Genomic DNA, 18,024 nt, shown 5'->3' on the forward strand with positions numbered 1-18,024 from the left:
CTATTCCTGTGCTGAAGACCGGCAAAGTCTAGGCGCTTGCAGGCATCGGGGGCCAGCGCTGTGTTCCCTGTACAAATATTCAGTAAATCGTTGAGTGGTTGCTTCCACCGTCGACACTGCTAGCATCGGTCTTTCCAACCCCGCCGCTGCCGCCCAGGCGCCAGCGCCGCACTGCCAAGGACCGCGATGCCACCTGCGCCACTGGATACCCGCTACCAGATCGAGACCCCGGAGGGTATCGACCTGCCCCTGCGCCCGGCCGGCCTGCTGGTACGCTCACTGGCCTTTGCCTTCGACCTGGGTTTGCGCGGCCTGATTCTCGGCATCCTGTTTATCGCATTGGCCTTTCTCGGCAACCTGGGCATTGGCCTGGGTTCGCTGCTGCTGTTCCTCGTCAGTTGGTGGTACATGGTGCTTTTCGAAGTGCTCAACCAGGGCTGCTCGCCCGGCAAACAGGTCATGGGCCTGCGGGTGGTACAGGACGATGGCACGCCCATCGGCTGGTCCGCCTCGCTGATCCGTAACCTGCTGCGCTTTGTCGACATGCTGCCCTTCGGCTATTTCCTCGGCGCCATCAGTTGCCTGCAACACCCAAACTTCAAGCGCCTGGGCGACCTGGCGGCCGGGACCCTGGTGATCTACCGCGAACAACCGCTTTCCCGCCCGCAAGTGCCCCAGGCCCCGGCGCTGCGCCTGCCGTTCGCCCTTGAGCTGAACGAACAACGGGCGATTCTCAGCTTCGCCGAACGCCAGGGCGAACTGTCGGCCGAACGGGTCAACGAACTGGCCGCTATCCTGGCCACGCCCCTGCAGGTCTCCCCTGCCCGCGCCGTGGCAGAACTCAACGGTGTGGCCCGCGGATTGTTGGGGCCAGCATGAAACAGAGTCTTTTCGAAAGCCGCCATCAGCCACAATGGCAAGCCTTTGCCGAGCAATTGACGCAGTTGGAGAAAGGCAAAGCCAAAGGCGCCGACTTCGTCGACTTCCCTCATCAATACCGGCAGTTGTGCCAGCACCTGGCCCTGGCCCAAGAGCGCGGCTACAGCAGCTACCTGGTGGACCCGTTGCAGCAGCTTGCCTTGCGCGGCCATCAACAGTTGTATCGTCATCGCAGCCGGATGGGGGCAAACGTGCTGAGCTTCCTGCTGGCCGATTTCCCCAGGCTGGTTCGCGCGCAATGGCCATTTGTGCTGGCTGCCGGCCTGCTGTTCTTTGGCAGCCTGCTCGGCATTGCCTTGCTGGTGTACCTGTTTCCGGACTTGATCTACAGCATCGTCAGCCCTCGGCAGGTGGCCGAGATGCAGGCCATGTACAACCCCGATGCCAGCCGCCTGGGCCGGGCAGCCGAACGCGCTTCCAGCGAAGACTGGATGATGTTCGGCTACTACGTGATGCACAACATCGGTATCGCCTTCCAGACCTTTGCCGCCGGGTTGCTGTTCGGCCTGGGCAGCGTATTTTTCCTGTTCTTCAATGGCCTGATCATTGGCGCCGTTGCCGGGCACCTGACGCAAATCGGCTACGGGCAAACGTTCTGGTCATTTGTCATCGGCCATGGCGCCTTCGAGCTCAGCGCAATTGCCCTGGCTGGCGCGGCTGGCCTGCAACTGGGCTGGGCGCTGATTGCACCGGGGCCCCTCACCAGAGGCGAATCCCTGCGCCTGGCCGCGCGCAAAAGTGTGCAAATGATTTGTGGTGTGATGGTGTTCCTGCTGATCGCCGCGTTTATCGAGGCGTACTGGTCGTCCACCAATGCCGTGGCGCCGTGGGTCAAGTACCTGGTCGGCACCGCCCTGTGGTTGCTGATGGCGGCCTACCTGCTGTTTGCCGGACGGAATCGCCATGCGCCTGAGTGATGCCAGCGTCGTGATCCGCCCGCGTACCTCCTGGGAGGCCATGGACCTCGGCATCCTGCTGGCCCGGGAACACCGGCTGCTGTTGATGAGCAGTTGGGCCATCGTGACCTTGCCGGTCTTCGCCCTGTTCAGCGTGCTCCTGTGGAATCACCCCACCACCGCGCTGTTGCTGTTCTGGTGGTTGAAACCGGCATTCGACCGCCTGCCACTGTATATCCTGTCCAAGGCCCTGTTCGGCGAAACACCCAGCCTGAAACAAGCGCTGCGCCAATCGCCGCGGCTGCTCAAGGGCCAACTGCTGGCCAGCCTGACCTGGCGGCGCTTCAGCCTCAGCCGTAGCTTCGAGATGCCGGTGGTCCAGCTCGAAGGGCTGCAAGGCCAGGCGCGCCAACAACGTCTCGGGGTGTTGCAGCAGCGCAACGCAGGCGCCGCGCGCTGGCTGACCCTGATCGGGGTGCACCTGGAAATCGCCCTGTGGTTCGGGTTGATGGCCGTGTTCTATTTCTTCCTGCCGCAAGAGGTCGAACGCGACTGGGATTGGCAGCAACTGGCGCTCACCGCCGGCCACGACTGGCGTTGGCTGGAGCACCTGACCAACATGTTCTACGCCTTGATCCTGGTGTTCTGGGAGCCGATCTATGTCGCCTGTGGCTTCAGCCTTTACCTGAACCGCCGCACGGTGCTGGAAGCCTGGGACCTGGAACTGGTGTTCCGCCGAATGCGCCAGCGCCTGAGCGGTGTGGCGTCGCTGCTGTTGCTGGTGGCCGGGCTGACGCTGATTCCGCCGATCCCATCGGCATGGGCTGATGAACCGGTTCCCCAAACGCCGCTGACTACACAATCGGCCAGTCACTCGATCAAGACGCTGTTGGAGCAGCCACCGTTCAAGAACCCGGAAACGCTCACTCGCTACCGCTTCGGCGAGGATAAAGCAGCCGACAAAAACAAAGCGGCAGGTGATGCCAAGCTGCCAGCCTGGCTGGAAGCATTGCTGAAAAACCTCAACAGTGATTCGTTCAAGCACATCGCCAAGGGCCTTGAAGTACTGTTCTGGGGATTGCTGGCAGGTGGCCTGGCACTGGTGATCTGGCGCTACCGCGACTGGCTGCATGCCTTTGTCAGCCGCCGCAGCCCGCGCAAACCCAAGGCTGCCAAACCCGTGCCTTCGCAGCTGTTCGGCCTTGAACTGGGGGCTGACACCTTGCCCGAAGACATCGCAGGCGCCGCCGAACAGCTGTGGGCAACACAGCCCCGGGAAGCCCTCGGCCTGCTCTACCGTGGGTTGCTCAGCCGCTTGCTGCACGACTTCAACCTGCCGCTGAAAAGTGCCGACACGGAAGGTGAAGTCCTGGAACGTATCCGCCAACTGCAACAACCGCAGCTGCTGGCATTCAGCGGTGACCTGACCCGTTACTGGCAAAACCTTGCCTATGGCCATCGCCTGCCGCCTGCCTTGGTGCAACAACAGCTATGCAGCGATTGGCGAACCCTGTTCGGTTCGGGAGCGGCGCAATGAACCGGCCGTTGCTGTGGGTCGGGCTGCTGGTCGCGGGCTTGCTGGCAGCAGGCGGTTTTTATGCCTGGCACAAGGCGATTCCTTATCAGGAAGTGGTCGATCGCGGCCCTTCACCCGAAGCCCTGGCCAACCCCTACCTGGCAGTTGAACACTTTCTGCGCCAGCAGGGCCTGGTGGTGGAACATGCCAACAGCCTCGAACGGCTGGCCAGCCTTTCGCCCAAGGGCAACAGCCTGCTGTTGCTGGGCGAGCGCAGCAACATGAGCCCGCCCCAGGTTGATCAATTGCTGCAGTGGACCCGGGCTGGCGGCCATCTGCTGCTGGTAGCCGAAGCGCTGTGGGATGAGGACACCGGTGAAAGTGGCGACCTGTTGCTGGATCGTGTGCAGATACACCAATCCTTCAGTGAAGAATTCGACGCTCCGGCACCCGCGCGTAAAAAGAAAACGCCGGACCTGACCAAACTCTATGTGGACAACGAAACAGCGCCGGCCTATTTCAGCTTCGACACCGACTTCAACCTCACCGCCCCCAGGCACCTGGCACAATTCTCGGCCAACAGCGCCCGGTCGACGCACCTGATGCAGGTCAAACTCGGGCAAGGGCGTGTGACCGTGGTCACCGACAGCGACCTGTGGAAAAACCCGGGCATCGGCCTGCACGATAACGCGTGGCTGCTCTGGTACCTGAGCCAGGGCACCCAGGTCACACTGCTGTTCAACACTGATGTCGAGGACCTGTTCAGCCTGTTGTTGCGCTACTTCCCCCAGGCACTGGTGGCACTTGCCGCACTGATCGCCCTGGGCCTCTGGCACGCCAGCCTGCGCCAGGGTCCGATCCGGCAACCGGCGCCCAAGGCACGGCGGCAATTGCAGGAACACTTGAACGCCAGTGCCGACTTCCTGTTGCGCCGCAGCGGGCAAGACAGCTTGCTGCAAGCCTTGCAGCGCGACATCCAGCGCACCGCTCGGCGCCGTCATCCCGGGTTCGAACACCTCGATACAGCCGAACAATTGCGGGTGCTTGAACGCCTGACCCGCCAACCCTCCCTTGTTATCAGCCAGGCCCTTGGCCCACCTGCGACGAAACGGCTCTCCAGCGCCGATTTCAGCCGCCAGGTGGCCTGCCTGCAAACCCTCAGGAATGCCCTATGAGCGAATTTCCCGCCACTGACCCGATTCAGCGCGCCAGCCAACTGGCCCAGGCCTTGCGCGTCGAACTGCGCAAGGCGGTTATCGGTCAGGACCCGGTGATCGATGACGTGCTCACGGCGTTGATCGCGGGCGGCCATGTGTTGCTTGAAGGGGTTCCCGGCCTGGGCAAGACCTTGCTGGTACGCGCGCTGGCACGCTGTTTTGGAGGCGAGTTCGCGCGCATCCAGTTCACCCCGGACCTGATGCCCAGCGACGTGACCGGCCATGCCGTATACGACCTGCATACCGAACAGTTCAAGCTGCGCAAGGGACCGTTGTTCACCAACCTGCTGTTGGCTGACGAGATCAACCGTGCCCCGGCGAAAACCCAGGCAGCGTTGCTGGAAGCCATGCAGGAACGCCAGGTAACCCTTGAAGGCGAGGCGCTGCCCATCGGCCAGCCGTTCATGGTACTGGCCACCCAGAACCCCATCGAGCAGGAAGGTACTTACCCGTTGCCCGAAGCCGAACTGGACCGTTTCATGCTCAAGGTGCGCATGGACTATCCCGAGGCACAGCAGGAACTGGACATGGTGCGCGAAGTCACCCGCTCGTCCCGAGCCGACATGCTCGACGTACAGCCGCTGCGCACGGTGCTGCAAGCCGAAGACGTGCTGCTGTTGCAACAGATTGCCAGCGAGTTGGCGCTGGATGAGCAGGTGCTCGACTACGCCGTGCGCCTGGCCCGCACTACGCGCAGTTGGCCGGGCCTGACCATCGGCGCCGGGCCCCGGGCCTCCATCGCCCTGGTTCGCGGTGCACGGGCTCGGGCCTTGCTGCGCGGGGGCGAGTTCGTGACCCCGGACGACATCAAGGGCTGCGCCCTGGCAGTGTTGCGCCATCGGGTGCGTATTGCCCCGGAGCTGGATATCGACGGGTTGGAAGTCGACCAGGTGCTCCGGCAATTGCTGGACCAAGTCCCGGCGCCACGCCAATGAGACGCCCATGAGACCAACCCGCCTGCTGTTGACCTGGCTCGGTGTACTGCTGGGCCTGAGTATCCTGCTCGGCGCACTGGTGGCGCTACAGGTCAAGGTGCCAGACGCCCTGCACTCAGTGACGTGGGGCCTGCTGCTGGCCCTGTTGCTGCTGGCCTTGCTGGATGCCAGCCGCCTGCGCCGCCGGCCGTCCCCGCGCGTGCGACGGCAGATGCCCGGCAGCCTGGCACTGGGGCGCTGGGGGGAAGTGCGGGTAAGCCTGGAGCACAACTATCCCCAGCCGTTGGCGGTCCAGGTATTCGATCATGTGCCTGACGGCCTGGCGGTGGAGGACCTGCCGCAGTCCATCGAACTGCGGCCCGGCGAGCACAGTGAACTGGGTTATCGGCTAAGGCCCCAAAGGCGCGGGCATTTCAGCTTTACCCGCTGTGAAGTGCATCTGCCCAGCGCCCTGGGGCTATGGTCGGCCCGGCGCCTGATCGACGTCAGCGACGCCACCCGGGTCTACCCGGACTTCGCACGCCTGTATGGCGCGCAGTTGCTGGCGGTGGACAACTGGCTCAACCAGCTGGGCGTACGCCAGCGGCAACGGCGTGGGCTGGGCCTGGAGTTTCACCAGCTGCGTGAGTTTCGCGAAGGTGACAGCCTGCGCCAGATCGACTGGAAAGCCACCGCCCGGCAACGCACGCCCATTGCCAGGGAGTACCAGGACGAGCGCGACCAGCAGATCATGTTCATGCTCGATTGTGGCCGCCGTATGCGCAGCCAGGACGCCGAACTGTCGCACTTCGACCACGCGCTCAACGCCTGCCTGCTGCTCAGTTATGTAGCCTTGCGCCAGGGCGATGCCGTAGGGCTGTGCACATTTGCCTGCGACCAGCCGCGCTACCTGGCGCCGGTCAAGGGCAGTGGCCAGCTCAACCTGTTGCTGAATGCGGTGTATGACCTGGACACGTCCCGGCGTACGGCCGATTACCAGGCGGCCGCCAGCCAACTGCTGGCCCGGCAGAAACGTCGCTCGCTGGTGATCGTAGTGACCAATTTGCGGGATGAGGAAGATGAAGAGTTACTCAGCGCCGTAAAGCGCATCAGCCGCCAGCACCGGGTAATGGTCGCAAGCCTGCGGGAGGAGGTCCTTGACCAGTTACGCCAGGCTCCCGTGCAAACCCTGCCCGAAGCCCTGGCCTACTGCGGCACGATCAACTATCTCAATACCCGGGACGAACTCCACGACCGCTTGAACGCCCACGGGCTGTCGGTACTGGACACACTGCCTTCGGACCTGGGTGCCGCCCTGGTGACCCGCTACCTGGGCTGGAAAAAAGCCGGCGCGCTATGAACGCCGGATGCAGCACCTAGGCAGAGGCCTGCAACGGATCAAAGCTGAAGTAATCCAGCAGCGCGCTGATCACCTCCCCATATTCGGCAGGGGCCTGGGATATGCTGAACCCGGAATCGTAATGCTGGGGGTTTATATCCTCATGACACCACAGGCAGGTGGCCGTGAGGTCTACCGCCTGCACCTCACCCTCAGGCCCGGGGATCTTCAAGCGCAGCTCGAACTCCACATCGACCATCATGGGTAACTGGCTGATCAACATCAGGCCCTGCTCGGAAACATTGCCCAGATAGCCGATTGGCTTGTCCGTCAGGCGATTGAACACTTGAAGGAAGCAAGGTAACTGATGTCGCTCGATCCGTCGGGGAGTAAACATGATGAGGTCGCCATCCAATGGCCATGATTGTGGCCGCTCCAGTGATTCGAAACGAGCCTGAAGGCCCGCTCTCCCCGGATATCGGTGCGACAACCGCAAACGGGTTGCCACTTTTACAGCTGCCAAATCCGGGAACGCCATCCGTTTGAATAGAAACTTATACAAACTGACATTCAAAGATTAGCCCAAGACTGGCAACGAGCCAGCTATGGCATGACAAATATCATCACAACGACGCCGGCCGCGGCTGGGCAACGCTCGCGCCGGGGTAATGCCCCAGTTGCTGCAGGGTATCCAAACGGGCACGGGCACGGAATGCGTACTCGCTCGCCGGGTACTGGCTGATGATGAACTGATAGGTTTGCGCCGCATCGACAAACAGCTTCTCGCGCTCCAGGCACTGCCCGCGCAACATCGAGACTTCCGGTTGCACGTAGCGCCGGGAACGGCTTTCACGGTCGACCTGGGACAACTCAAGGGTGACCCGCTGGCAATCGCCCACACCGTAGGCGCGGTACGCATTGTTCAAATGATGGTCCATCGACCAACGGGTGCAGCCGACAACACTGACGGCCAGGGCAGCAATGATCACGATTCGCATGGGGGTTCTCCTGTCTTGTGCAGTGTATCGACCCTTCATCGAAAATCTTCAAGGTTGTTCATCTGTTCATGCAGAGTGAAAACAAGCGAATCATCGATAAGTAGTGCAAACGAACAATGACTACAACCAAAGAGCATAGTAGCCTTCCCCAGCGCTTGAACTCAGGAGTCCGTGCATGTCCGTCCGTCGTACCAAAATCGTCGCCACCCTTGGCCCGGCCAGTAACTCGCCGGAAGTCCTCGAACAGCTGATTCTGGCTGGCCTGGACGTTGCCCGTCTGAACTTCTCCCACGGCACCCCGGACGAGCACAAGGCTCGCGCCAAGCTGGTGCGTGACCTGGCCGCCAAGCATGGCCGCTTCGTGGCGTTGCTGGGTGACCTGCAAGGCCCGAAAATCCGTATCGCCAAATTTGCCAACAAGCGGATCGAGCTGAAGATCGGTGACCAGTTCACCTTCTCCACCAGCCATCCGCTGACCGAAGGCAACCAGCAAGTCGTGGGTATCGACTACCCGGACCTGGTGAAAGACTGCGGCGTGGGCGACGAACTGCTGCTGGACGACGGCCGTGTGGTAATGCGCGTCGACACCGCCACCCCGACCGAACTGAATTGCACCGTGATCATCGGCGGCCCGCTGTCGGACCACAAAGGCATCAACCGTCGCGGCGGTGGCCTGACTGCCCCGGCCCTGACTGAAAAAGACAAGGCCGACATCAAGCTCGCCGCCGAAATGGAAGTGGACTACCTCGCGGTATCCTTCCCGCGCGACGCCGCCGACATGGAATACGCCCGTCAACTGCGCGACGAAGCCGGCGGCACTGCCTGGCTGGTGGCGAAGATCGAACGCGCCGAAGCCGTAGCCGACGATGAAACCCTCGACGGCCTGATCAAGGCTTCCGACGCCGTGATGGTTGCCCGTGGCGACCTGGGTGTGGAAATCGGTGACGCCGAGCTGATCGGTATCCAGAAGAAAATCATCCTGCACGCACGTCGCCACAACAAGGCGGTGATCGTTGCGACCCAGATGATGGAGTCGATGATCCAGAACCCGATGCCAACCCGTGCCGAAGTGTCCGACGTGGCCAACGCCGTGCTCGACTACACCGACGCCGTGATGCTTTCGGCTGAAAGTGCGGCTGGCCCGTACCCGCTGGAAGCCGTGCAGGCCATGGCACGCATCTGCGTCGGCGCTGAAAAGCACCCGACCAGCAAGACCTCCAGCCACCGTATCGGCAAGGTCTTCGAAAGCTGCGACCAGAGCATCGCCCTGGCGGCCATGTACACCGCCAACCACTTCCCGGGTGTGAAAGCGATCATCGCCCTGACCGAAAGTGGCTACACGCCGTTGATCATGTCGCGCATCCGTTCCTCGATCCCGATCTACGCGTTCTCCCCGCACCGCGAAACCCAGGCCCGTGCGGCCATGTTCCGCGGCGTCTACACCGTACCGTTCGACCCGGCATCGCTGCCGCCTGAGCAAGTCAGCCAGGCCGCGATCGACGAGTTGCTCAAGCGCGGCGTCGTGGAGAAAGGCGACTGGGTCATCCTGACCAAGGGCGACAGCTACCACACCATCGGCGGCACCAACGGCATGAAGATCCTGCACGTTGGCGACCCAATGGTCTGAGTGACCGCTCGCTGAAAAACAAAAGCCCTGCCATGTGAATGGCGGGGCTTTTTGCATTGCAAATTGGCTTGTGTGTTGGCTTTACTGGCCTATTCGCGAGCAAGCCCGCTCCCACATTTGATCGCGTACATCCTGAAGAAACACGGTCGAATGTGGGAGCGGGCTTGCTCGCGAAGACGGCCGACCAGTCAACGCTCATTCATCTCCGAGTGATAAACCCCGACAACGCCGCAATCGCCTCCGGCGACTTCAACCTCTGGGTAAACAACGCCCCCTCCTCCTCGATCACCTTGCGCAACTGCTCGCGATCAACGCTTTTCATCAGATGCTTGCTGACTTGCACCGCGCCCGGCGCCAGGGTCTCAAACCGTCCAGCAATTTCCCGTGCCTTGGCCAGGGCCGATTCACCGCTGCCCAATGCCTCGGTGGCAATGCCCCAGGCGGCAGCCTGTTCGCCGGTAAACCCTTCACCCAACAGCAGCAACTCCGCCGCCTTGGCATGCCCCAGCAAGCGCGGCAGGATCAAGCTGGACCCAAACTCCGGACACAGCCCCAGGTTGACGAACGGCATGCGCAACCGTGCATCCCGGCTGACATACACCAGGTCACAATGCAGCAGCAGCGTCGTGCCAATTCCCACCGCCACGCCCGCCACCGCCGCAATCACCGGCTTGCGGCAGTTGAGCAAGCTGCGCATGAAATTGAAGACCGGGCTGTCGAGATCCGCCGGCGGTTGTTCGAGGAAGTCGCCAATATCGTTACCGGCGGTGAAGCACTCGCTGCTGCCCTGGATCAGCACGGCATTCACGCTGGTATCGGCATCCGCCTGCTCCAGCGCCTCGGCCAATTGGCTGTACATGGCGCGGGTCAGGGCATTTTTCTTGTCCGGGCGATTGAGCTGCAAAATCAGCAACCCGCGTTCGCGTTGCTGCAGGATGGCATCGGTCATGACAAATCTCGCGGCTGGGAAATTCAGCGCTCAACCACGGGGCAGGAACACATCGGCCAGCAGTTGATTGCGCGGCAGTCCGGCCAGGAACAGGCGCTTGGAAAAGGCCTCGACACTGGCCGGGTGCCCGCAGAGTAAAGCCAGAGTTTGCCGGGAAACAAGCCGCAGTTGCGCCAACGCCTGCGTCACCTCAGCCGCTGTCCATAGCTCAACGGTCACGTTCGGATGCGCACCAGCCAGCTGGGCCAATGGCCCGGCGAGGTAATGACCGCCCGCGTCATGGGCCAGGTGAATGACCCGGATGGCGCCCTGGTGATCCTGGCGCAAGGCCTCGCGCAACACGCCCCATAGCGGGCCGAGTCCGGTGCCCGAGGCCAGCAGCCAGAGCGGCCGCGATTGCCAGTCGGGGTCGTACTGCAAGGCGCCGCCCCGCAATTCGCCCAGGCGCAGGCTGTCACCGGCCTTGAATTGGCGGGCGGCGTCGCTGAATTCGCCGGGCAGGCGGCAATCAATGTGAAATTCGAGAAACGGATCTTCCTGGGGCAGGCTGGCCAATGAATAAGGCCGCGCAACGCTGCCGGCCCACAACACCAGATGCTGCCCCGCCCGGTAGCGCAAGCCGCGTTCGGGTTGCAGCCGCAAGCGCAGTACACTCGGGTTCAACCAATCGACGCTCAACACCGTCGCCGGCAACCCGTCACGCAGCGGGTCGAAGGCTTCGACCTGCAAGTCACCTGCGACCTGGCACTGGCACGCCAGGCGCCAGCCATCCTGGCGCTGCGCCGGGCTCAGGGCATCCGGCTGGTTGTCCTGGATATCCCCCTGGCAACGCACCAGGCAGGCATGGCAGCTGCCGGCGCGGCAACTATAAGGCACGGCCACGCCCGCCTGGTTCAGGGCATCCAGCAGGTTGCTGCCGGCGGCTACCGACCAGTGGCGTTCACCGACGTGAAGTTCAGGCATCAAGGGTCTCGGATCAAAAAGGCGTCTACAGGGAATCACGCCCGGTAGAGTTTGACCATAGTCGGGTGTATCGGCCACCGTGGCGGGTTATACTGCCGCGCCTTTTTAGCGTCGCGCCTGCACCACTTTGGCGTGCCTTGGAAAGGTGGCTTCAGCCGACCGATGCAACACTGACGCCACCTTTATTGAATGTTCCCTTATAGAGGAGCGCGACTCATGACCGTGATCAAGCAAGACGACCTGATTCAGAGCGTTGCCGACGCCCTGCAATTCATTTCCTACTACCATCCCGTTGACTTCATCCAGGCGATGCACGAGGCCTACCTGCGCGAAGAATCGCCAGCGGCCCGTGACTCCATGGCGCAGATCCTGATCAACTCGCGCATGTGTGCCACCGGCCACCGCCCGATCTGCCAGGACACCGGGATTGTCACCGTATTTGTACGTGTAGGCATGGACGTGCGCTGGGATGGCGCCACCATGAGCCTGGACGACATGATCAACCAAGGCGTGCGCCAGGCCTACAACCTGCCGGAAAACGTCCTGCGGGCTTCGATCCTCGCCGACCCGGCCGGTGCGCGTAAAAACACCAAGGACAACACCCCTGCCGTGATCCACTACTCCATCGTCCCGGGTAACACCGTGGAAGTGGACGTGGCCGCCAAGGGCGGTGGTTCCGAGAACAAGTCGAAAATGGCCATGCTCAACCCGTCCGACTCGATCGTCGACTGGGTGCTCAAGACCGTTCCGACCATGGGCGCCGGCTGGTGCCCACCGGGCATGCTTGGCATCGGCATCGGCGGCACCGCCGAGAAAGCCGCGGTAATGGCCAAGGAAGTGTTGATGGAATCCATCGACATCCACGAGCTGAAGAAGCGCGGCCCGTCCAACCGTATCGAAGAGATGCGCCTGGAGCTGTTCGAGAAGGTCAACCAACTGGGCATCGGCGCCCAGGGCCTGGGTGGCCTGACCACCGTGCTCGACGTGAAAATCATGGACTACCCGACCCACGCGGCCTCGCTGCCGGTGTGCATGATCCCCAACTGCGCCGCCACCCGTCATGCGCACTTCGTGCTCGACGGTTCGGGCCCTGCATCGCTCGAAGCGCCACCGCTGGACGCCTACCCGGAAATCGTCTGGGAAGCCGGCCCGTCGGCCCGTCGCGTCAACCTCGACACCCTGACCCCGGAAGACGTGCAGAGCTGGAAGCCGGGCGAAACCGTGTTGCTCAACGGCAAGATGCTCACCGGTCGCGACGCCGCGCACAAGCGCATGGTCGAGATGCTGAACAAGGGCGAAACCCTGCCGGTGGACCTCAAGGGTCGCTTCATCTACTACGTCGGCCCGGTTGATCCGGTGCGCGAAGAAGTGGTGGGGCCTGCCGGTCCGACCACCGCCACGCGGATGGACAAGTTCACCCGCCAGATCCTCGAGCAAACCGGCCTGTTGGGCATGATCGGCAAATCCGAGCGCGGCCCGACCGCTATCGAAGCGATCAAGGACCACAAGGCGGTTTACCTGATGGCAGTGGGCGGCGCGGCTTACCTGGTGGCCCAGGCCATCAAGAAATCCCGCGTCGTGGCGTTCGCCGAGCTGGGCATGGAAGCGATCTACGAGTTCGACGTGAAAGACATGCCGGTCACCGTTGCCGTTGATAGCAAGGGCGAGTCGGTACACATCACCGGTCCTGCCATCTGGCAGAAAAAGATCAGTGAAAGCCTGGCGGTTGAAGTGCAGTAAGCATTTCCCCTGCAAGGATAAAAGGCGACCACTACGGTCGCCTTTTTTTGTTTCATGCACCTCTCACTGTGGCGAGGGAGCTTGCTCCCGCTCCCGTGCGCAGCGCTCCCATTTTTTTGGGGCCGCTACGCGCCCCAGCGGGAGCAAGCTCCCTCGCCACAACAGCCATGCGCCTCGTGCTATGGTGCTCGCCCCTAATTGCACTGTTCATCTTCGTATGATTGCGATTCCCCGTCCGCTGCGTTTGACCTTCTACTCCTTGCTGATCATCGCCGGCGCGGTACTGGCTGCCGCCCTGGCTACCCGCCACGCCGAACGCCTGGCCCTGGTGGATGACGCCGCCCGCGCCAATCAGCAGCTCATGCTTTATGGCAACTCCCTGCACACCCTGATCGAACGCTACCGCGCCCTGCCCGCCGTACTGGCCCTGGACTCGGAAATGATCAGCGCCCTGAAGGGCCCGCTGGACACCGCCACCCAGGATTTGCTCAACCGCAAGCTGGAGCGCATCAACGGCGCCGCCCAGTCCTCGACCCTGGAACTGATGGACCGCAACGGCCTCGCCGTGGCCGCCAGCAACTGGAACCTGCCCAGCAGTTATGTGGGGCACAACTACGCGTTTCGTCCCTACTTCAGCCAAACCCTGAGCCAGGGCACCGGGCGTTTTTATGCAGTGGGCGTGACCACCGGGATTCCGGGGTATTTCCTCTCCAGCGCGGTGGTCGGCGAGAACGAGCAGTTCCTCGGCGCCATGGTGGTCAAGCTGGAGTTCCCGGAACTGGAGCGCGAGTGGGCCCAGGGCAATGACTTGCTGCTGGTCAGCGATGCCCGGGGCATTGTGTTTATCGCCAATCAGCCGGGCTGGCGCTACCGCGCGCTGCGTCCGTTGTCGGACAGCGACCACGCCGAACTCAAGGCCACCCGCCAATACGACAAGAAACAATTGCTGCCGCTGGACACCGAAGCCTTGCAACGCTTTGACGAAAACAGCCACCTGATGCGCGTCGACGGCCCCGACGGCAAGGCCAATTACATTTGGGAGTCCCTGCCGCTGAAGGCCGAAGGCTGGACCTTGCACCTGTTGCGCAAACCACAGGTGGCCTTTGAAGACCAACGCAACGCCGGCCTCGCCGCCGCCGGCTCATGGCTGGCGCTGGTGTTCCTGGTGCTGTTCCTGACCCAGCGCTGGCGCCTCGCCCGCTTGCGCCAGCGCAGCCGCGAAGAACTTGAACAACTGGTGGAAGAACGCACCCGCGCCCTGCGTACTGCCCAGGATGGCCTGGTGCAATCCGCCAAACTGGCAGCGCTGGGGCAGATGTCTGCCGCCCTCGCTCACGAAATCAACCAGCCATTGACCGCCCAGCGCATGCAGTTGGCGACTCTGCGGCTGCTGCTGGACCATGGCCGGGTGGACGACGCCTACCAGGCCCTGACCCCGCTGGACGACATGCTCACACGCATGGCCGCGCTCACCGGCCACCTCAAGACCTTCGCCCGCAAGAGCCCCAGCGGCCTGCGCGAACGCCTCGACCTGGCGACGGTGGTGGACCAATCCCTGCACTTGCTCGATGCGCGCCTGCGGGACGAAGCCATCGGCACCGTACTGGACCTGACCCGCCCGGCCTGGGTACGCGGCGACGCGATCCGCCTCGAACAGGTGCTGATCAACCTGCTGCGCAACGCTCTCGACGCCATGGCCGACAAGCCACGCAAGCGCCTGGAGATCCGTCTGCACGCCGATCAGCAGCTATGGCACCTGACCGTCAGCGACAGCGGCGGCGGGATCGCCGAGGAAAACCTCAACAGCGTGTTCGACCCGTTCTTCACCACCAAGCCGGTGGGCGACGGGCTCGGCTTGGGGCTCGCCGTGTCGTACGCTATCGTCCACGAACTTGGCGGGCGCCTGAGCGCCGGCAATCAAGGTGACGGGGCGATCTTTACCCTGACCTTGCCCATCGCACTGGAGACGCCAGACCTATGTTGAATGCGGTGATTGTGGTCGACGACGAAGCCAGCATTCGCACGGCCGTCGAGCAATGGCTGAGCCTGTCGGGCTTTGAGGTGCAGTTGTTCGGCCGCGCCGAAGAATGCCTGGCGCAATTGCCCAGGGACTTTCCCGGGGTGATCCTGAGCGACGTGCGCATGCCCGGCCTCAGCGGCCTGGAGTTGCTGGCTGAAGTGCAGCGGCGTGACGCCGACCTGCCGGTGATTCTGCTCACCGGCCACGGCGATGTGCCGATGGCCGTCGAAGCCATGCGCGACGGCGCCTACGACTTCCTCGAAAAACCCTTCAGCCCCGAAGCCCTGCTCAGCAGCCTGCGCCGGGCGCTGGACAAGCGCGGGCTGGTGCTGGAAAACCGCCGGTTGCATCAGCAGGCCGATCACCGGGCCCAACTGGAATCGAGCCTGCTGGGGGTGTCCCGGGGTTTGCAGAACCTGCGCCGGCAAGTCCTGGACCTGGCCGGCTTGCCGGTCAATGTGTTGATTCGCGGCGAAACCGGCAGCGGCAAGGAACTGGTCGCCCGTTGCCTGCATGATTTCGGCCCCCGGGCAAAGAAGCCGTTTGTGGCGCTGAACTGCGCGGCGATTCCCGAGCAGCTGTTTGAAGCCGAGCTGTTCGGCCATGAAAGTGGCGCGTTCACCGGCGCCCAGGGCAAGCGCATCGGCAAGCTGGAATACGCCAATGGCGGCACGCTGTTTCTCGATGAGATCGAAAGCATGCCGCTGGCCCAGCAGGTGAAATTGCTGCGGGTGTTGCAGGAGCAAAAACTCGAACGGCTCGGTTCCAATCAAAGCATCAAGGTGGACTTGCGGATCATCGCCGCCACCAAACCCGACCTGCTGGACGAAGCTCGCGCCGGGCGTTTTCGCGAGGACTTGGCCTATCGCCTGACCGTCGCACAACTGCGCCTGCCGCCGCTGCGTGAACGCCGGGAAGACATTCCCCTGCTATTCGAGCACTTTGCACAAAGCGCCGCCGAGCGCCTGGGCCGCAACTTCGCGCCCCTGAGCGGACCCGCGCTGGGGCGCCTGCTCAGCCATGACTGGCCGGGGAATGTGCGGGAGCTGGCCAATGCCGCTGAACGCCAGGTGCTGGGGCTGGGTGAACCGGAGCCGGAAGGCATCGAAGCCGGGCAATCGTTGGCGGCGCAGCAGGAAGCATTTGAAGCCCATTGCCTGAAAGCCGCGCTGACCCGGCACAAAGGCGATATCAAGGCGGTGCTGGCCGAGCTGCAGCTGCCACGGCGCACCTTCAATGAAAAAATGCAGCGCCATGGCCTGGCGCGGGATACGTTCCTCTAACCCGGTCCTTGTATCGCCTGGTAGGGCCTCATCGCAGGCATAAGCGGATTTCCGCTCATCCCCCTTGATTCATCAGCAATTTTCCGCTCAAAAATTTCCGCAAACCCTTCTAGACCGGGCCTTCATCGGCTTGGCACAGCTCCTGCTATAGCCCAGCCAGGCTGCGCTACCGCGCGCTCCACAAAAACAATTAGATGAAGGATCCTTAAATGGATAACTCCAACTCCCTGCCTCTGGGGTCGGCGGCTGCGCCGGCAAAAGAACGCACCACCTCCAGCCGTATCAGGTCGATCTTCAGCGGATCGGTCGGCAACATGGTCGAGTGGTACGACTGGTACGTCTACGCGGCTTTCTCCCTGTATTTCGCCAAGACCTTTTTCCCGAAAGGCGACACCACCGCCCAACTCCTGAACACCGCCGCGATCTTCGCCGTGGGCTTCCTGATGCGCCCGATCGGTGGCTGGCTGATGGGCCTGTACGCCGACAAGGTCGGGCGTAAAAAGGCCTTGATGGCGTCGGTCTACCTGATGTGCTTCGGCTCGCTGCTGATTGCCCTGAGCCCGGGCTATGAAGCCATTGGTATCGGTGCGCCGATCCTGCTGGTATTCGCCCGTTTGCTGCAGGGCCTGTCGGTCGGCGGTGAATACGGCACCTCCGCCACTTACCTCAGCGAAATGGCGACCAAGGAACGTCGGGGCTTCTACTCCAGCTTCCAGTACGTGACCCTGATCTCCGGCCAGCTCATCGCCCTGGCGGTATTGATCGTGCTGCAACAATTGCTGACCACCGAACAACTGTACGACTGGGGCTGGCGTATCCCGTTCGCCATCGGCGCGCTGTGCGCGGTAGTGGCGCTGTACCTGCGTCGTGGCATGGAAGAAACCGAGTCGTTCACCAAGAAAGAAAAGGCCAAGGAAAGCGCAATGCGCACCTTGATGCGCCACCCCAAGGAACTGATGACCGTAGTCGGCCTGACCATGGGCGGCACCCTGGCGTTCTACACCTACACCACCTACATGCAGAAATACCTGGTGAACACCGTCGGCATGAGCATCTCCGACTCCACCACCATTTCGGCGGCCACGCTGTTCCTGTTCATGTGCCTGCAACCCATCATCGGCGGGCTGTCGGACAAGGTTGGCCGCCGGCCGATCCTGATCGCCTTCGGCGTCCTCGGCACGCTGTTCACCGTGCCGATCCTCACCACCCTGCACACCATCCAGACCTGGTGGGGCGCGTTCTTCCTGATCATGGCGGCGCTGATCATCGTCAGCGGCTACACCTCGATCAACGCCGTGGTGAAGGCCGAATTGTTCCCCACCGAAATCCGCGCCCTGGGCGTTGGCTTGCCCTATGCACTGACCGTGTCGATCTTCGGCGGCACCGCTGAATACATCGCGCTGTGGTTCAAGAGCATTGGTATGGAAACCGGTTACTACTGGTACGTCACCGCGTGTATTGCGGTGTCGCTGTTGGTGTATGTGACCATGAAAGACACCCGCAAGCATTCGCGGATTACTACGGACTAAGGGTTCTGCCAGGATAAAAAAGGGGCTGTGTCAGTGTATGACACAGCCCCTTTTTCATTGGCGAACACTCCACCTGAGTGCACTATGATGCCCT

15 protein-coding genes are annotated in these 18,024 nt (G+C 62.5%); 11 read left to right on the plus strand and 4 right to left on the minus strand.

Going from position 1 to position 18,024, the window contains the following annotated elements:
- Nucleotides 1-186 precede the first annotated feature (186 nt).
- From HX824_RS14095 to HX824_RS14120, 6 genes are read left to right on the plus strand one after another with little or no spacing between them, the layout of a single operon-like run.
- Nucleotides 187-879, plus strand: coding sequence for an RDD family protein (locus tag HX824_RS14095; protein WP_003214165.1), 693 nt, complete (start codon nt 187-189; stop codon nt 877-879).
- The gene (locus HX824_RS14100) at nt 876-1,856 is read left to right on the plus strand and encodes a stage II sporulation protein M (RefSeq protein WP_003214164.1); all 981 of its coding nucleotides are present in this window, start codon (nt 876-878) and stop codon (nt 1,854-1,856) included. Before HX824_RS14095 ends, HX824_RS14100 begins: the two co-directional genes overlap by 4 nt.
- Nucleotides 1,843-3,372 carry a DUF4129 domain-containing protein gene (locus HX824_RS14105; RefSeq protein WP_177054689.1) on the plus strand — a complete coding sequence of 510 codons (1,530 nt, stop codon included), beginning with the start codon at nt 1,843-1,845 and terminating at the stop codon, nt 3,370-3,372. The genes HX824_RS14100 and HX824_RS14105 overlap by 14 nt, the downstream gene beginning before the upstream one ends.
- Nucleotides 3,369-4,526: a DUF4350 domain-containing protein gene (locus tag HX824_RS14110; RefSeq protein WP_177054690.1), complete on the plus strand. Its 1,158-nt coding sequence runs from the start codon at nt 3,369-3,371 to the stop codon at nt 4,524-4,526. The genes HX824_RS14105 and HX824_RS14110 overlap by 4 nt, the downstream gene beginning before the upstream one ends.
- Entirely contained in the window at nt 4,523-5,503 is a 981-nt protein-coding gene (locus tag HX824_RS14115; protein WP_008432346.1) for a MoxR family ATPase, read from the plus strand. The genes HX824_RS14110 and HX824_RS14115 overlap by 4 nt, the downstream gene beginning before the upstream one ends.
- Nucleotides 5,504-5,510: 7 nt before the next feature.
- Complete coding sequence (locus HX824_RS14120) at nt 5,511-6,842, plus strand: DUF58 domain-containing protein (RefSeq protein ID WP_177054691.1); 1,332 nt, start codon at nt 5,511-5,513, stop codon at nt 6,840-6,842.
- 16 nt (nt 6,843-6,858) lie between these two features.
- Here the strand turns inward: HX824_RS14120 and HX824_RS14125 are convergent, their stop codons facing one another.
- Nucleotides 6,859-7,218, minus strand: a complete 360-nt coding sequence (locus HX824_RS14125; RefSeq protein WP_134327238.1) for a PilZ domain-containing protein — start codon at nt 7,216-7,218, stop codon at nt 6,859-6,861.
- Between the two features lie 226 nt (nt 7,219-7,444).
- Nucleotides 7,445-7,819, minus strand: a complete 375-nt coding sequence (locus HX824_RS14130; protein ID WP_003214151.1) for a tol-pal system YbgF family protein — start codon at nt 7,817-7,819, stop codon at nt 7,445-7,447.
- Between the two features lie 175 nt (nt 7,820-7,994).
- Between HX824_RS14130 and pyk the strand changes: the two genes are divergently transcribed.
- Nucleotides 7,995-9,446, plus strand: a complete 1,452-nt coding sequence (pyk, locus tag HX824_RS14135) for a pyruvate kinase (RefSeq protein WP_177054692.1) — start codon at nt 7,995-7,997, stop codon at nt 9,444-9,446.
- Nucleotides 9,447-9,645: 199 nt separating this feature from the next.
- On the opposite strand, the gene HX824_RS14140 is transcribed toward pyk, so the two are convergent.
- Nucleotides 9,646-10,395, minus strand: coding sequence for an enoyl-CoA hydratase-related protein (locus HX824_RS14140; RefSeq protein ID WP_003214147.1), 750 nt, complete (start codon nt 10,393-10,395; stop codon nt 9,646-9,648).
- A gap of 30 nt (nt 10,396-10,425) precedes the next feature.
- Nucleotides 10,426-11,358 (minus strand): iron-sulfur-binding ferredoxin reductase, encoded by a 933-nt coding sequence (locus HX824_RS14145; protein ID WP_102369795.1) that lies wholly within the window; start codon nt 11,356-11,358, stop codon nt 10,426-10,428.
- Between the two features lie 216 nt (nt 11,359-11,574).
- Here HX824_RS14145 and HX824_RS14150 point away from each other — a divergent pair, with 216 nt between their 5' ends.
- The 4 genes from HX824_RS14150 (at nt 11,575) to HX824_RS14165 (ending at nt 17,930) form a co-directional block, all read left to right on the plus strand.
- Nucleotides 11,575-13,098 carry a fumarate hydratase gene (locus tag HX824_RS14150; protein WP_003214142.1) on the plus strand — a complete coding sequence of 508 codons (1,524 nt, stop codon included), beginning with the start codon at nt 11,575-11,577 and terminating at the stop codon, nt 13,096-13,098.
- A gap of 217 nt (nt 13,099-13,315) precedes the next feature.
- On the plus strand, nt 13,316-15,082 hold the full coding sequence (locus tag HX824_RS14155; protein ID WP_177054693.1) for an ATP-binding protein: 1,767 nt from the start codon (nt 13,316-13,318) through the stop codon (nt 15,080-15,082).
- On the plus strand, nt 15,076-16,401 hold the full coding sequence (locus HX824_RS14160) for a sigma-54 dependent transcriptional regulator (protein ID WP_008435499.1): 1,326 nt from the start codon (nt 15,076-15,078) through the stop codon (nt 16,399-16,401). The genes HX824_RS14155 and HX824_RS14160 overlap by 7 nt, the downstream gene beginning before the upstream one ends.
- A gap of 209 nt (nt 16,402-16,610) precedes the next feature.
- Entirely contained in the window at nt 16,611-17,930 is a 1,320-nt protein-coding gene (locus HX824_RS14165) for an MFS transporter (RefSeq protein WP_010169987.1), read from the plus strand.
- Nucleotides 17,931-18,024 lie beyond the last annotated feature (94 nt).

The sequence above is a fragment of the Pseudomonas sp. D4002 genome (genome assembly GCF_013385665.1).
GTDB lineage: Bacteria > Pseudomonadota > Gammaproteobacteria > Pseudomonadales > Pseudomonadaceae > Aquipseudomonas.

Excerpts from the sequence above, each read along its gene's own strand:
- HX824_RS14130 (WP_003214151.1), bottom strand. The coding sequence starts at position 7,819 with ATGCGAATCGTGATCATTGCTGCCCTGGCCGTCAGTGTTGTCGGCTGC.
- HX824_RS14145 (WP_102369795.1), bottom strand. The coding sequence starts at position 11,358 with ATGCCTGAACTTCACGTCGGTGAACGCCACTGGTCGGTAGCCGCCGGC.
- HX824_RS14100 (WP_003214164.1), top strand. The coding sequence starts at position 876 with ATGAAACAGAGTCTTTTCGAAAGCCGCCATCAGCCACAATGGCAAGCC.
- HX824_RS14120 (WP_177054691.1), top strand. The coding sequence starts at position 5,511 with ATGAGACCAACCCGCCTGCTGTTGACCTGGCTCGGTGTACTGCTGGGC.
- HX824_RS14095 (WP_003214165.1), top strand. The coding sequence starts at position 187 with ATGCCACCTGCGCCACTGGATACCCGCTACCAGATCGAGACCCCGGAG.
- HX824_RS14105 (WP_177054689.1), top strand. The coding sequence starts at position 1,843 with ATGCGCCTGAGTGATGCCAGCGTCGTGATCCGCCCGCGTACCTCCTGG.
- HX824_RS14125 (WP_134327238.1), bottom strand. The coding sequence starts at position 7,218 with ATGTTTACTCCCCGACGGATCGAGCGACATCAGTTACCTTGCTTCCTT.
- HX824_RS14155 (WP_177054693.1), top strand. The coding sequence starts at position 13,316 with ATGATTGCGATTCCCCGTCCGCTGCGTTTGACCTTCTACTCCTTGCTG.
- HX824_RS14150 (WP_003214142.1), top strand. The coding sequence starts at position 11,575 with ATGACCGTGATCAAGCAAGACGACCTGATTCAGAGCGTTGCCGACGCC.
- HX824_RS14110 (WP_177054690.1), top strand. The coding sequence starts at position 3,369 with ATGAACCGGCCGTTGCTGTGGGTCGGGCTGCTGGTCGCGGGCTTGCTG.
- HX824_RS14115 (WP_008432346.1), top strand. The coding sequence starts at position 4,523 with ATGAGCGAATTTCCCGCCACTGACCCGATTCAGCGCGCCAGCCAACTG.
- pyk (WP_177054692.1), top strand. The coding sequence starts at position 7,995 with ATGTCCGTCCGTCGTACCAAAATCGTCGCCACCCTTGGCCCGGCCAGT.
- HX824_RS14140 (WP_003214147.1), bottom strand. The coding sequence starts at position 10,395 with ATGACCGATGCCATCCTGCAGCAACGCGAACGCGGGTTGCTGATTTTG.
- HX824_RS14165 (WP_010169987.1), top strand. The coding sequence starts at position 16,611 with ATGGATAACTCCAACTCCCTGCCTCTGGGGTCGGCGGCTGCGCCGGCA.
- HX824_RS14160 (WP_008435499.1), top strand. The coding sequence starts at position 15,076 with ATGTTGAATGCGGTGATTGTGGTCGACGACGAAGCCAGCATTCGCACG.